Source organism: Bacteroides sp. DH3716P (assembly GCF_025914115.1).
Taxonomy (GTDB): Bacteria; Bacteroidota; Bacteroidia; order Bacteroidales; family Bacteroidaceae; genus Bacteroides; species Bacteroides ovatus.
In genome coordinates this window covers 2,445,234-2,459,370 of the sequence record NZ_CP083673.1, presented here as the reverse complement: position 1 = coordinate 2,459,370, position 14,137 = coordinate 2,445,234, and the positions used below count along the sequence as shown (strand labels likewise).

At 39.7% G+C, this 14,137-nt stretch carries 18 protein-coding genes and 5 tRNA genes; all 23 read left to right on the top strand.

The window, feature by feature from the left end; translation table 11 throughout:
* Positions 1–65: 65 nt before the first annotated feature.
* The 23 genes from KQP79_RS09100 to KQP79_RS08990 all read left to right on the top strand — a co-directional run bounded on the left by KQP79_RS09100 (position 66) and on the right by KQP79_RS08990 (position 14,057).
* On the top strand, positions 66–359 hold the full coding sequence (locus KQP79_RS09100; protein ID WP_008765982.1) for a hypothetical protein: 294 nt from the start codon (positions 66–68) through the stop codon (positions 357–359).
* Positions 360–374: 15 nt separating this feature from the next.
* Positions 375–611: a hypothetical protein gene (locus KQP79_RS09095; RefSeq protein WP_004300198.1), complete on the top strand. Its 237-nt coding sequence runs from the start codon at positions 375–377 to the stop codon at positions 609–611.
* A gap of 274 nt (positions 612–885) precedes the next feature.
* A tRNA-OTHER gene (locus tag KQP79_RS09090) sits at positions 886–1,019 on the top strand.
* Between the two features lie 26 nt (positions 1,020–1,045).
* Positions 1,046–1,252, top strand: a complete 207-nt coding sequence (locus KQP79_RS09085) for a hypothetical protein (RefSeq protein ID WP_004318833.1) — start codon at positions 1,046–1,048, stop codon at positions 1,250–1,252.
* Between the two features lie 17 nt (positions 1,253–1,269).
* Entirely contained in the window at positions 1,270–1,527 is a 258-nt protein-coding gene (locus KQP79_RS09080; RefSeq protein WP_004300201.1) for a hypothetical protein, read from the top strand.
* The gene (locus KQP79_RS09075) at positions 1,524–1,715 is read left to right on the top strand and encodes a hypothetical protein (RefSeq protein WP_004300202.1); all 192 of its coding nucleotides are present in this window, start codon (positions 1,524–1,526) and stop codon (positions 1,713–1,715) included. The genes KQP79_RS09080 and KQP79_RS09075 overlap by 4 nt, the downstream gene beginning before the upstream one ends.
* Before the next feature lie 62 nt (positions 1,716–1,777).
* Positions 1,778–1,848, top strand: a tRNA-OTHER gene (locus KQP79_RS09070).
* Positions 1,849–1,944: 96 nt separating this feature from the next.
* Positions 1,945–2,042 (top strand) — tRNA-OTHER (locus tag KQP79_RS09065).
* A gap of 409 nt (positions 2,043–2,451) precedes the next feature.
* Positions 2,452–2,518 (top strand) — tRNA-OTHER (locus tag KQP79_RS09060).
* Positions 2,519–2,619: 101 nt separating this feature from the next.
* Positions 2,620–2,702: transfer RNA gene (locus KQP79_RS09055), tRNA-OTHER, on the top strand.
* Between the two features lie 236 nt (positions 2,703–2,938).
* The gene (locus tag KQP79_RS09050; RefSeq protein ID WP_004300204.1) at positions 2,939–3,721 is read left to right on the top strand and encodes a hypothetical protein; all 783 of its coding nucleotides are present in this window, start codon (positions 2,939–2,941) and stop codon (positions 3,719–3,721) included.
* A gap of 5 nt (positions 3,722–3,726) precedes the next feature.
* A complete protein-coding gene (locus KQP79_RS09045) occupies positions 3,727–4,641 on the top strand; it encodes a hypothetical protein (RefSeq protein WP_004314097.1) in 915 nt (304 codons plus the stop codon).
* Entirely contained in the window at positions 4,638–5,087 is a 450-nt protein-coding gene (locus KQP79_RS09040) for a single-stranded DNA-binding protein (RefSeq protein ID WP_004300206.1), read from the top strand. Before KQP79_RS09045 ends, KQP79_RS09040 begins: the two co-directional genes overlap by 4 nt.
* 6 nt (positions 5,088–5,093) lie before the next feature.
* The gene (locus KQP79_RS09035; protein ID WP_004300208.1) at positions 5,094–5,546 is read left to right on the top strand and encodes a hypothetical protein; all 453 of its coding nucleotides are present in this window, start codon (positions 5,094–5,096) and stop codon (positions 5,544–5,546) included.
* Positions 5,547–5,564: 18 nt separating this feature from the next.
* Complete coding sequence (locus KQP79_RS09030) at positions 5,565–6,233, top strand: hypothetical protein (RefSeq protein WP_004300209.1); 669 nt, start codon at positions 5,565–5,567, stop codon at positions 6,231–6,233.
* Entirely contained in the window at positions 6,151–6,501 is a 351-nt protein-coding gene (locus KQP79_RS25885; RefSeq protein WP_229070380.1) for an HNH endonuclease, read from the top strand. Before KQP79_RS09030 ends, KQP79_RS25885 begins: the two co-directional genes overlap by 83 nt.
* Positions 6,498–7,655 carry a DEAD/DEAH box helicase gene (locus tag KQP79_RS09020; RefSeq protein ID WP_004314098.1) on the top strand — a complete coding sequence of 386 codons (1,158 nt, stop codon included), beginning with the start codon at positions 6,498–6,500 and terminating at the stop codon, positions 7,653–7,655. The genes KQP79_RS25885 and KQP79_RS09020 overlap by 4 nt, the downstream gene beginning before the upstream one ends.
* A gap of 5 nt (positions 7,656–7,660) precedes the next feature.
* Positions 7,661–8,125, top strand: a complete 465-nt coding sequence (locus KQP79_RS09015) for a recombination protein NinG (RefSeq protein ID WP_004300212.1) — start codon at positions 7,661–7,663, stop codon at positions 8,123–8,125.
* A 35-nt stretch (positions 8,126–8,160) separates the two neighbouring features.
* A complete protein-coding gene (locus tag KQP79_RS09010) occupies positions 8,161–8,973 on the top strand; it encodes a DUF6291 domain-containing protein (RefSeq protein WP_004314099.1) in 813 nt (270 codons plus the stop codon).
* 127 nt (positions 8,974–9,100) lie between these two features.
* Positions 9,101–9,517: a hypothetical protein gene (locus KQP79_RS26010; RefSeq protein ID WP_008997732.1), complete on the top strand. Its 417-nt coding sequence runs from the start codon at positions 9,101–9,103 to the stop codon at positions 9,515–9,517.
* Positions 9,474–9,695 carry a hypothetical protein gene (locus KQP79_RS09000; protein ID WP_004318822.1) on the top strand — a complete coding sequence of 74 codons (222 nt, stop codon included), beginning with the start codon at positions 9,474–9,476 and terminating at the stop codon, positions 9,693–9,695. Before KQP79_RS26010 ends, KQP79_RS09000 begins: the two co-directional genes overlap by 44 nt.
* Before the next feature lie 101 nt (positions 9,696–9,796).
* Positions 9,797–11,515 (top strand): ParB/RepB/Spo0J family partition protein, encoded by a 1,719-nt coding sequence (locus KQP79_RS08995; protein WP_004314101.1) that lies wholly within the window; start codon positions 9,797–9,799, stop codon positions 11,513–11,515.
* Positions 11,516–11,543: 28 nt separating this feature from the next.
* Positions 11,544–14,057: a DNA methyltransferase gene (locus tag KQP79_RS08990; protein WP_032811013.1), complete on the top strand. Its 2,514-nt coding sequence runs from the start codon at positions 11,544–11,546 to the stop codon at positions 14,055–14,057.
* Positions 14,058–14,137 lie beyond the last annotated feature (80 nt).

Here is a 14,137-nt window from a genome sequence, read left to right as displayed (position 1 = left end):
ATAAATCAATCAATCATACAAACATACAAAAATTGATTGATAAAACCAATTAAAAAATAACGATTATGAGCTACAATTTATCACAAATAATGAAGTCTGCACACCGCAATTACAAGAAGGGTGGAAAAACATTTTCAGAGTGTTTAAAATCTGCATGGAGCTTCGCAAAACTCCAAGAAAGTTTCTCACCGGAAGCAGTGAAATCAAGAACTGATAAATTTTTAGCTGAAAGACATGAAGCTATGAGCAAGACTGCCAAAGCTACACCTAGCAAGGAATATAATAACCTTAATATTCCCGCTTCCGCTTACTACAACCCAAATAGTACTCATTACGGTGCACATTACGTCGGAGATTAATCAAATTATACAACAATGGATAAAAGAACCGAACTAGAAATACAGCGAGACAAATATGAAGCTGTGATTGAAGAACGAGACGCGTTGATCAGCTCTTTGAGAGGTGAAAATGAAAAACTCAAACGAGATTTAGAATCAGAACGTGGATTTTATAGAGAGAAAGTTTCCCAATGTGATGATTTGAAGAAATTTATTGAATCGCAACGAAACTTAATGGACATAGTTTTGAAGAACAACCAAAGTATTCTCTAACCCTCACTAAAGTCAAACCAAACCGCCGGTTATCCGGTACCCAGTCCGGTCTTTGAGCCTGCCCTTGAAGGGAGACTGGGAACAACAGAGAAGAGTTCTTTGACATATTGGTAAAATGGTGTTTTGGAAGCCGACACGTGCCGAAAGGGATTACTGACGTAGGCGGGCTTCTCAACGATATAATGCTGTGGTTAATGGTCAAGCCGTATCGTTGTAAAACTAAATCAGTTAGACGTTTGTCGGCAAATCGAGGTATTTGCTTTATGTATATAAAGGTGATGTAGCTCAGGCAGGTTAGAGCGCTGTGTGTGGTGGATGGTTGAGAGTTCGAGTCTCTCAAGAAATACTCTTAGCTTAACGGAAGAGCACCACAAGCAGAGGTCGGCGGTTCGAATCCGCTCATCGCTTCAATGTTTAATTTAAAATTAGATTGTATGGAAAAGGATATTCAGAGACGTAACGTAATTGATGTATTACGGAGTATGGATGTTGGTGCAATAGAAGTATTTCCTATCGTTCAGAAACCGTCTGTAACTAATACATTGAATGCTCGGCTTTATAAAGAAAAAGCTGAAGGAATGGCTTGGAAAACAAAGTCAGATGTAAAAAATATGCAGTTTATAGTAACCAGAATTGCATAACTACCTTGCTTGTTGAGATGATCAGAGGTGAAATGGCTGAAATATTGCTAGATAATATTCTCCGTCTGTTTTCTACAGAAACGTTTGGAAAAGATAAGTCTGCGTATTATGTGGGTGGGGAAAAGAAATTGATGAATCTTATAGAAGCGGGTAAGATTGAAAGTGATAAGCCCACTAATGTCCAAAACGGCAAGTGGCATTGTAATGCTGCTCAAGTATTACTTCATTGCCGATGTGCGGGAAGGAAAGTTAAATCTAAAAAACGGAAGAAATGAAAAAGATTAAAGTGATACAGTATGCCATGATGTTCATTGCCTTATGGACAACACTGTATCTTATAGATAGCATTGAAGTTAGCAAGAAAGAATTTATTGCTGCTTTTGTATTGGTGACTGTCGTATCAGTGAATTATATCTGTTTTCGATACTACGAAGATAGGAAACAAAATAAAGATAGCCTGTGAAGGTCTGCATTGCTTAATTTTAGTATTTGTCATGTTTATTTAGCCCGGTTCGCCGGGCATCTGCCGGGATAGTCCAGTTGGTTAGAGCGCATGTTTCTACATGAGGTCAGCGGTTCGAATCCGTTTCCCGGCTCAACTCAATCAGAGTTAAGTAACCCGTGAGGGGGAAAATTATGTTTGTATCAATAACAATTCAATCAATGTAGCCGGAAGCGTCTGGCTACGACCTGAAGGAATGGCGGAATTGGTAGACGCAAGTATGCAGATAGATTGAAGAAAGTCATACATAGGTAATCTGTCATCCCGGTTCGAGTCCGGGTTCCTTCACAGAGAATTTTTCTTTTTATGTTTAACTAATGTTGCCAGCGAAAAGGACGCTGTAGGGTTAAAGCCCCTGTTATTTGAGTTTTAATTGTTCTATACTATTCCGGTGTGCTTTGAACGGCTATCCGGAAACAAGAAGCTCGTGAGAGTGAATTGATTTTTTCAAATTTCTAAATTTAAAATTGAGCCACATCACGGGTTGATGTGGCAACAAGGGGAGGTATTCTCAATGGTAAAGAGAGCATAAAGAAAGCGTACGAAGTGCTTTATGTATTGCATTTGCAATTATTTAGGTTCGACTCCTAAACTGCCCCACAAAAGCTCGTGAGAGTGCTATTTAATAGTTAATGTCGTGTTTTATTTTGTGTTTGTGTTCTAGGTGAATGGTTCGTGAGAATAGTTCACTTAAAACGGATGGCTGGTGTAATTGGCAGCATACGCAGATATGCGTGATGTGGGTTCGATCCCCACGCCATTCACCCTTCTGATCCTAATTAAATTATAGTAGTTCATGAGTTTTGTTTTGTGTTTGTGATTGGGGTGTATGGTCTGTGAAGATAGTGCACCTTTTTAATTAATCGGGCGGATATGTATATCGTTGGTTGAAACTGCGGTGAGGTGCACCAATATTCCGTGAGACCGGTTCGACTCCGGTTCCGTCCACTAGCATTTACATTATGTATAAATCAGGGAGCCGTACACCCTTCAAAGCGTAGCCGTTCCATAAGGTACATTGGATTATTCATTTTCTTATTTTTCTGCCTGTACAATATCGTACAGGCAGTTTTTACTACCTGAAAATGGCGTTAAAATGGCGAAGTTTCTGTTTGCTAAACTTGTCAATAACGATTACCTTTACTGATGTAATGAACTAAAAGTCAAACCATTAAATTAGAATTATGACAGCGAGAAAAAACACTGTATCAACGGTTCAGAATGAAGAGAAGAAGAAAAATTCTATCAGACCGCTTCTAGCTTCTGAAATTGAATGTAGGGTTGGTACTATGAAACCGGACGGTTCGGGCTGCTCCTTGCTATTATACAAGGATGCTCGAGTAGACATGAGAATACTTGATGAAGTGTTCGGAGAAATGAACTGGAAACGGCACCATGATGTCGTTAATGGGAATCTATTCTGTACGTTGTCCATTTGGGATAATGAAAAGAAGGAATGGGTGAGTAAACAGGATGTTGGGACAGAATCTAGCACAGAAAAAGAGAAAGGGCAGGCTTCGGACGCCTTTAAACGTGCAGGATTTAACTGGGGAATTGGGCGTGAACTTTATACGGGTCCTTTCATTTGGATTCCACTTGAGAAAAATGAAATATATCAGAGCAAAACAGGTTCTCCTGCTCTATACACCAAATTCAGTGTAAAAGAGATTGGTTATAACGAGCAAAAGGAGATTATTTTACTTGTTATTGTGGACAATAAAAACCGCGTTCGTTTTGCTTATGGTAATACAAAGGAAAAAGTATATGCTCCCAATGTTTCTGCTTCAAACGCTTCGGGCAAAGTATATACTGGTGTAGACCTGGATCGTGCAATTAAACAAATGACTGGTGTTAAAAGCCGCGAAGAGCTTGAGAGAGTTTGGGCTGAACATCCCGAACTTCACAATAATAAGGAGTTCAGAAACATAACTATTGACATGCAGAAAACATATCCCCCTAGAAATTGATAATAATGATAGAATTAGTGAAATCCAGTGTGGTTTTCAATGAGGAAAACCACACTTATATGCTCGGTGAAAAACAGTTGCAAGGTATAACCGGTATGATTAGCCGGCAGTTGTTCCCTGACAAATATAAAGATGTCCCCGATTTTGTATTGAAGAGAGCTGCTGAGAAGGGGAGCCTTATTCATGCTCAATGCCAGTTTGTTGATGCAACAGGCTTACCGCCTGAAAGTATTGAAGCAGAGAATTATTTGAAAGAGCGGACGAAAGCTGGATATAAGGCTTTTGCTAATGAGTACACGGTGTCTGATAACGAATACTTTGCATCGAATATAGATTGTGTTTGGGAGAAAGCCGGTAGAATCTGTCTTGGTGACATCAAAACTACGCTGCATCTTGACGAAGAGTATTTGAGTTGGCAGTTGTCAATTTATGCTTATCTGTTTGAACTACAAAATCCATTACTCAAAGTTGATAAATTGTTCGGCATTTGGGTACGTGGTGATAAACATGAATTGGTTGAAATTCCTCGTAAGCCTGATAAAGAAGTCAAGAAATTAATGGAATGCGAGAAGAAGGGTGAGCAATATCTATCCATTCTTCCTGTTCCTGCCCCTGATGATGACAAGTTACTTATTCCAATGCAACTTGTAAATACTATAATCGGAATTGAGGAAGAACTTGCAGATCTAACCAAGATTCAGAAAGATTATAAGGCAAAATTGAAAACTGCTATGCGTGAGAATGGTGTCAAGTCATGGGATGCCGGAAGATTGCGAGTTAGTTATACACCCGCTTCTACGAGTGACAATTTTGATACTAAAAAGTTTCAGGCTGACTATCCGGAATTATATTCTAAGTATATCAAAACAGTTCCTAAAGCTGATAGTATCCGTGTAACAATAAGGGAGGATAAATCATGAGTTTAAACAAATTGATGCTTATCGGGCATGTTGGCAAAGACCCCGATATTAGAATTTTGGAAGCTGGTTCTAAAGTGGCCACTTTCTCCTTTGCCACCACTGAAAAAGGTTATACCCTTGCCAATGGAACACAGGTTCCTGAAAGAACTGAATGGCATAATATTGTTGTTTGGCGTGGTCTTGCCGATGTTGTTGAGAAGTATGTCCATAAGGGAGACAAGTTGTATCTGGAAGGAAAGATAAGAACTCGGAGTTATGATGATAGCAGAGGAATTAAACGGTATATTACAGAACTTTTTGTTGATAATATGGAGATGCTTTCTGTTAAGCCTCAACAAGCGCCACCACCGCCACCTCTTCCGGAACACACCAATAATCAGACTCGAAGTGCGGTGAATGAGTGCCCGCCACCGCCACCACCGACCAAGGACGATTTGCCATTCTGATAGGTTATGGAAGCAACATTGACGAAGAAAGATGGCAAAATCCAAATGGATAAGTCTTTCGAGTTCATGTGCAGCACACTTCGTAATGGAGAATACACTGTAACCATTAAGAAAAAAACACAGCCGAGAACATTAAATCAAAATGCTCTCATGTGGAAATGGTTTCAGTGTATTGGTGCCTGTTTGCGTGAATACACAGGTGAAGAGTATTGGAGCACTGCTGCTGGAGTTCAGGATATACATGACTTGTATTGTAAGAAGTTTCTTGTGAAACAGGTTCATGTGAATGGTAAGGTGGAAACTATTGTGCGAGGAACAAGTAAACTTAATACTTTAGAGATGCATAATTTCATGGAAAGCGTGAAAATAGATGCGGCCACCGAGTTTGGTATTACACTTCCATTGCCTGAAGACCAGCATTACTTAGATTTTATTCATGAGTACCAAAACCGGTACTAATTAATCCTTTTATAATTTATGATTGCAAATTTGAGAAACTACGAACCCGAGACAATCGAGTTTGTAGTTCCCGATTCTATTCGGGAAAAATTTCCCCCTGTTTTATTTCAGGGTTCTACGAATGTAGATGAATTGATAAAGTTGGTGAATGAGCATTTCAATGCTACATTCCCTGAAAGTGAGGTGACACAACGTTTACTGGATGAATTTGAGATTTCCGAAATTCGTGAAGAGTATTGCATCAAGCAAGAGAATGAGGTCCCCAAACGCGAACGTGAACTGTTGGAAGCCATTGAACGTGCAAAGAAAATTAAGAGTGATGCACAAGACAGGTTAGCTTCTATTAAGACTGAAATTAAAGACCTGGCTGCCGAGGTCAAAAAGGGGACGAGGGAGTATCATCTTTCAAGTAAGAATACGATCCGGTTTGCTCTTGATGGATATTTCCTGTATTATTCATGGGTGAACGGTGAGTTTAAGCTTGTGAAAGCTGAAAAAATTCCTGATTGGGACAAACGTTCTCTTTGGGCACAGGAAGATCGAAACAGAAAAGCGATGCTTGATTTGTTTGGTATTGAATATCCTGAAGTAGAACGTCCTATTGATGATACAGAAGATTATGGGGACAAGTTCGAAGAAGACCTGTCTGATAAACTTCCTGAAGAAGAACCGGAAGACGATGAGTAGATTGCAGCACAAAAAAGGCAGGAAGTCCAACTATGTGAAGCGGCTTGTGAATAATCCAGATTGGGAAGAAGCCAAGCGTAAGGTTCGTATTAGGGATGGACATAAATGCCAGATGTGCGGTAAAGACTTCAATTTAGAGATTCACCACAAAACATACAGGGTTAACGGAAAATCAATCGTTGGTCATGAACTTGAACATCTTGATTGTCTCGTTACCCTTTGTGGTGACTGTCATTCGAAAGTTCATAAATATCACATCAAATTATGACATACCAGTTAAGAGACTACCAAAAAAGTGCTAGTGATGCAGCGGTCAGCGTTTTTAAATCCAAGGAAAAGAAAAACTACGTGATAGTTCTTCCCACTGGTGCCGGGAAGTCCCTTGTCATTGCCAATATAGCTGCACGGATAGACGGGCCGCTGATAGTGTTCCAGCCTAGCAAGGAAATACTCGAACAAAATTTTGCGAAACTTCAATCATACGGCATATTCGATTGTGGAGTTTATTCAGCTTCTGCCGGAAGAAAGGATATCAATCGTATTACGTTTGCTATGATTGGTAGTGTGATGAAACACATGAGTTTCTTCAAACATTTCAAGCACGTTCTGATTGATGAATGTCATTTAGTGAATCCGGAGAAAGGAATGTATAAGGAATTCTTTGAAGATGAGCAAAGGAAAGTTATTGGGCTGACAGCGACTCCTTACAGATTATGTTCAGGAAGAGGTGGTGCTATGCTTAAATTTATAACTCGTACCCGGCCAAAGGTTTTCACTGATGTTATTTATCACTGTCAGGTGAGTGAACTACTTGCTAAAGGATTTCTCGCAAGTTTGAAATACTATGATATTACAAAGTTGGATTTAAGTAGAGTCAGGACTAATTCTACTGGTGCAGATTACGATGAAAAAAGTCTTCTGCAAGAGTTTGAACGTGTGGACATATACAAAGATATAGTTGGATGGACAAAACGTCTGTTGAACCCCAAATCGGGCATACCACGCAAAGGTATTTTAATATTCACGAGGTTTATTCGTGAAGCTGAAAAACTGGCTTCCGAAATTCCTAATTGTGCGATTGTTAGCGGTTCTACTCCAAAGGAAGAAAGGGCACGAATTCTGAAAGGTTTTAAAGATGGAAGAATAAAAGTTGTTGCTAATGTCGGAGTACTTACAACCGGATTCGATTACCCGGAGCTTGATACGGTTGTTCTTGCACGTCCAACCAAATCCCTTTCCCTCTATTATCAAATGGTCGGTCGTGTTATTCGTCCCTGCCAAGGTAAAGAGGGTTGGGTTGTTGATTTGAGTGGGAATTTCCGGCGTTTTGGGCGTGTTGAAGAGTTACGCATAGAACAGCCTGAAAAGGGAAAATGGTGTATAATGAGTCGTGGCCGTCAATTAACCAATGTAGTATTTTAATTATCATGTGGAGAAATTACAAGAAGAAAGAAAAGAAAAAGCCTCTTTTCGAGGTAGAAGGTGTTAAGGTCAAGAAGAAACCTGATCTTGTCGATAAACTAGACAGAATATTTAGTTTGTTCATCCGTTATCGTGATACGATGCCTAATGGATATTTTCAGTGTATTTCATGTGGTAAAATAAAGCCTTTCAATAAAGCAGATTGCGGTCATTACATCAACCGCCAACACATGAGTACTCGCTTTGATGAAATGAACTGCAATGCTCAATGTTCACATTGTAACCGCTTCATGGAAGGAAATATTCAGGATTATCGCAGACGTCTAGTTGCCAAGTATGGTGAACGAAATGTGCTGATCCTGGAAGCCAAGAAAAATGTTACTAAGCAATTTAGTGACTTTCAATTAGAAAAGCTGATTACTCATTACAAGGAAGAAGCGAAAAAACTGAAGGAAGCAAAAGGTCTGTGAGTTTTATTACTAATCGGAGTATAATCCCTTAAAATATGGAAAGAAATTCATTCATCTTTTATAAAGGGTGGAGAGAAGCAATCAAGGATTTGCCGGATGATGTCAGGCTGGAGATTTACGAAAGCATAATTGAGTATGCGACAACGGGAAATCTTCGGGGGTTGAAACCTATGGCAAATATTGCTTTCAACTTTATAAAGATAGATATAGACAGGGATACTGAAAAGTATATGTCTATTGTGGAAAGGAATAAGAGCAATGGTTCTAAGGGGGGACGTCCGAAAAGTGAAAACCCAAAAGAACCCAAAGAACCCACAAAACCCACTGGGTTATTTGGAAACCCAAAAGAACCCACAAAACCCGATAATGATAATGAATATGATAATGATTATGTAGATGATAATGATTCTCATTTAAAAAAGAAAGAAACTTCTCCTAAAGGAGAATCAAAGAAAGACGAGCTTTCTTTGTTCCCCGAGGAAAAGATTGATTGGGGTGGGCTAATGGATTATTTTAATTCCACGTTTAAAGGTAAACTTCCTGCTATAAAGTCCATAGATGCAAAACGAAAGAAAGCTATTAAAGCACGTGTCGCACAATACGGGAAGCAAGCTGTATTCGATGTGTTCCAATTGGTTTTAGACAGTCCTTTCTTGCTTGGACAAAACGATAAAAATTGGAGGTGCACTTTTGACTGGATATTCAAGTCTGCGAATTTTACTAAAATTTTAGAAGGAAATTACAATGGAAAACGAACTGATACTGCGGCCACAAGAAGAGAATCGGTTAGCAGTCTTACGGACCTCGCCGAAAAACTATTGCAAAGCTCTATGCCCCAAGAAGGTTGAAGATGTATTTCAAAGTGATGAACCTTCTATTGGCACTATTATAAGAAAGTTTGGTGAGCCGCAAGCCAGAGCAGTGTTGGTCATATTGATAGCTGATGCCTTGGAGTTTTTCAATGTCGGTAATCCAATGTCGGCTACACAAGTCGCTACTACAGTAGATTTAATCATTGAAGAATATCCATATATGAAAACTGATGATTTTAAACTGTGTTTCAAGAACGCAATGAAAATGAAATATGGCAATATCTATAATAGAATTGATGGTCAGGTCATCATGAGTTGGCTTCGTGAATACAATAAAGAACGTTGTGCTGTTGCTGATAATCAGTCATGGAATTTTCATAAAGAGAATTTGTCGGAGGAAGTGAGTTATACAAGTGGCTTGTCGTATGAAGAATACCGGAACGAACTCAAACTTAGAGTTGAGCAAGGAGATGAAGAAGCTGCTAAAGCGTTAAGTCTCTCAAATGAAATAATCTCTTATCTAAACAAAAGAGAAAATGGCAAACAAGAAGCAGAAGGTGACAATTTACTGGAACACTAGGCATATCAAACTTGAAGATATTCCTGAAGTGAAAAGAAGAATACGGGAGCGTTTTGGTATTCCTAATCACACAACTGTTAATGGTGAAACGGATTGTTATATCCGTGAGGAAGATATGGAATTGCTTCGGGAAACGGAAAAACGTGGCTTCATTCAAATACGTAATAAGCCCGCATGAAAATGGCGTTAAAATGGCGAAGTTTCTGTTTGCATAACTTGTCATTTTACGATAATTTTACTGATGTAATGAATTAAAAGTCAAACCAATATAATTAAATTATGGAAGTACAAAACATTAGAATTGACCTTATCAGTCCTTCTCCTTTGAATCCGAGAAAGACTTTTGATGAAGCAGCTCTTGAAGAGCTTGCAAGCAACATTGAAAAGCAAGGTTTATTGCAACCTGTCACTGTCAGAGTTGCTAAATCCGAGGAGATGACTAACCTAGAAACCGGAGATGTTACCCCATTACCTTACACATACGAAATTGTTTGCGGTGAGCGTCGTTTCCGGGCTGTGTCACTTTTGAAAGCAAAGGAAGATGAAGCGAATGTTGCAAAAATCAAAGCCCATCGAAAAAAGTCGGAAAAATTTCAGACAATATCCTGCATTGTCAGAGAAATGACAGATGATGAGGCTTTTGAAGCGATGATTACCGAGAATCTTCAAAGAAAAGATGTTGATCCCATCGAAGAAGCTTTTGCCTTTGCGCAGTTGGCTGAAAAAGGACGAACTTTGGAAGATATCGCTCTTAAAATAGGAAAGTCTACCCGGTTTGTATTTGACCGTATTAAATTGAATTCTCTTATTCCTGAACTAAAAGAGCGGGTAAGAAATGGAGATATACCATTGTCCGGTGCTATGATTCTTTCTAAATTGGATGAAGATACTCAAAAAGAGTTTCATGAGGAGGAGGAAGAACAATGTACTACTGCTATGATTCGAGAATTTGTGAGTAATTCTTTCATGGAGCTTGGTAACGCACCTTGGATTAAAGATGATTCCGATAATTGGGAAAATACTGATATTAAATCATGTTCTCAATGTGAGAATAATACGTGTAATCATGGTTGTTTGTTCTATGAAATGAATAGTAAGGATGCTAGATGTATCAATGCTGCTTGCTATGAGAAAAAACAGATTGCTTATGTGACGCGGAAAATTCAACTAGAATATGAACATCTTGTTAAAGTTGGCGAACCTCTTTCATTTGGAAAAACAGTAATTATCGCTAGACGTCCCGATACATATTGGGGAGAAGATAGAAAGGTTTTCTATGAAAAAACTTTGGAAGCTGTTAAACAACTTGGATTTGAAATAGTTGATCCTGATGAAATCTTTAGATGTAAGTGCTGGTATTCAGAAGATGATGAACGCACTTTGAAAATGCTTGAAGATGGAGAAGTTTATCGTTGTCTTTCATTTTTTGGACATTATTCTCCCGAATTTAACGTTAGTTTCTATTATGTTAGAAAAGCAACGGCTTCCTCTACTTCCGCCGTTGCCGATCTAAAAGAGATAGAAAGGGAAAAAATAAACGCCCAATTAAAAAGAGCGAAGGATATAGTCAAGGAGAAGTCTGCTGAAGAAATGCGCAAGTGGGCGCAAGAGAAAACATATTATCAGAGAACAAAAGAATTCTCTGAAAATGAACAACTTGTTTTTGATGTGCTGGTTCTTAGCGGTTGTAGCAGTACTTATCTTGAAAAACTGAATTTGAAAAAATGGAATGGTGAGAGTGATTTTGTAAATTATGTCAAGAACAACCAAGCTGACCGACACCAATGGTATAGAGCCTTTATTGCTGAATGCTTATCATCGAATAATGTGAATTTCTGCTCCTATTTGCAAAAGTGTCAGAAAATCCTTTTTGCAGAACAATATCCGGATGATTACAATGCGCTAACAAAGAAACTTGCAGATTCATATAGCAAGAAAGAGATGAAGCTCAAACAGCAACTCGAAGAACTTAATAACGATAACACAGAGGAAGCCTAACGGTTTCCTCTCTTTATTTGAAATGAAAATGAAAGACTATATAGAATTTCTAAAAGACAAGATGGCTATTAGCCACAATACTGGATTTGAAGTTAATCCTAATGAAATATCAACTTCTCTTTACCCTCATGTGAGAGATACCGTTCGTTGGGCGGTTTCCGGTGGTTGCCGTGCCATATTCTCCAGTTTCGGTATGCAGAAAACAGTAACCCAATTGGAGATATGCAGAGTTATAATCAACCAGTATTTTGGTAAAGCTCTTATCGTTTGTCCTAAACGTGTAGTAGTAGAGTTTATCACCCAAGCTAAGGAGCACATGAACATGACAGTTAAGTATGTCAAGACCATGAGCGAAGTCAGAGCCTGCAAGTGTGATATAATGATTACCAACTATGAGCGTGTCCGTGACGGAGAAGACGGCGTAAGAATAGAACCTTCCTTTTTTACCGTTACCTCATTGGATGAAGCAAGCGTATTGAGAGGGTTCGGCACCAAGACATACCAAGAGTTCCTACCGCTGTTCGCCGATGTGCCTTTCCGCTTTGTTGCCACTGCCACGCCGTCACCTAACAGATACAAGGAGCTGATACATTATGCCGGATATCTTGGAGTGATGGATACAGGTCAAGCCCTTACACGTTTTTTTCAACGTGATAGTACCAAAGCTAATAATCTAACGCTTTATCCACACAAAGAAAAAGAATTTTGGCTGTGGGTATCAACTTGGGCATTGTTCCTAACCAAGCCTTCCGACCTCGGTTATCCTGATACCGGCTATGAATTGCCGGAACTGCGGGTACATGAAGAAGTGGTTAGCGTTGACAATTCCACTGCCGGTACAGACCGTGACGGACAAGTGAAGATGTTTCGTGAGGCTGCTCTCGGACTTGCTGATGCAGCGAAAGAACGTCGGGACAATATGGCAGAGAAGATTGCCCGTGTCGTAGAGATTATTAATCGTCCTGAAAACAAGGACGAGCATTTCCTTTTGTGGCATGACCTTGAGAGTGAGCGGGAAGCCCTTTGCAAGGCTATCCCCGGTTGCAAAGCTGTTTATGGCTCGCAGGATGATGAGGAAGCCGACAAGGTGATAGCGGACTTCAAAAACGGGAGATTGAAATACCTGGCCGCAAAGCCTGAAATGCTTGGTGAGGGTTTGAACTTCCAGTACCATTGTCATAAGGCTATCATGTTCATCGACTACCGGTTCAATGACAAGTTTCAGGCGATAGCCCGTATCTACCGTTTCATGCAAAAACATCCTGTAGACCTTTACTTGGTCTATGCAGAAAGTGAAGGAGAGATATTCAAAAGCTTTATGCAGAAATGGGCGCAGCATCGTGAAATGGTTTCTAAAATGACTGATATCGTCCGTGAGAACGGTCTGTTCGGTTTGCAGGCAGAGGAGAAGATGATGCGCTGGATGTTTGCCAGCCGTGAAGAAAAATCCGGTAAACTGTGGAAAGCCATCAATAACGACAATGTTTTGGAGTGTCAGAAAATGGAAAGCAACTCGGTGGATTTGGTTGTAACCAGCATCCCTTTTTCCAATCATTACGAATATACGCCGACCTATAACGATTTCGGGCATAATGAAAGCAACGACAAGTTCTTCGAGCAGATGGACTACCTCACACCAGAACTGATGCGGATATTGAAGCCTGGGCGGCTGGCTTGCATCCATGTGAAAGACCGTGTATTGTTCGGTAATGCCACAGGTGACGGTATGCCCACCATCGACCCGTTCTCCGAAATGACGGTATTTCACTACATGAAACACGGATTCCGCTACATGGGGCGTATCACAGTAGATACCGATGTGGTAAGGGAGAATAACCAGACCTACCGCCTTGGCTATACAGAGATGTGCAAAGATGGTTCTAAGATGGGTATTGGTTGCCCTGAATATGTGCTTCTTTTCCGTAAACTGCCTTCTGATACTTCACGTGCCTATGCAGATTTGCCAGTAACCAAGAATAAGAATGAATATTCGTTAGCCCGCTGGCAAATAGATGCTCATGCAAGTTGGAAATCTTCAGGTAATACTTTGTTAAGCTATGAAGATATGAAAGTTGCCGGTATTGACAAGATACGCCATTTGTTTAGAAACTATGAGCGTGAACATATATACAATTATGAAGAACATGTTGCTTTCGCTGAAGAATTAGAAGTTTACGGTAAACTACCAAAAACATTTATGGCCGTAGATCCTGTAAGTAAGAAACCTTGGATTTGGGATGACGTTACCCGGATGCGTACACTCAATACCAAGCAGTCACAGAAAAAACGTCAAAATCATATTTGTCCTCTTCAGCTTGATATTGTTGAGAGGTTGATTGAACGGTATTCAAATAAAGGAGACTTGGTATTCGACCCATTTGGCGGTATCGGTACTGTTCCTTACTGTGCTATTAGATTGGGGCGTAAAGGGCTCTCTACCGAGTTGAATTATGACTATTGGAAAGACAGCCTTTCATACTTGCATGAAGCTGAAATTGAAGTGAATGCACCGACGCTATTTGATTTGATGGAAGCTATTTAATCTAAATAAGAATGGATATGTATTTGTATAAAAACAGACCACCGCCTTTATTAAATAGTGTGAGATTATTCTTAGTCTAA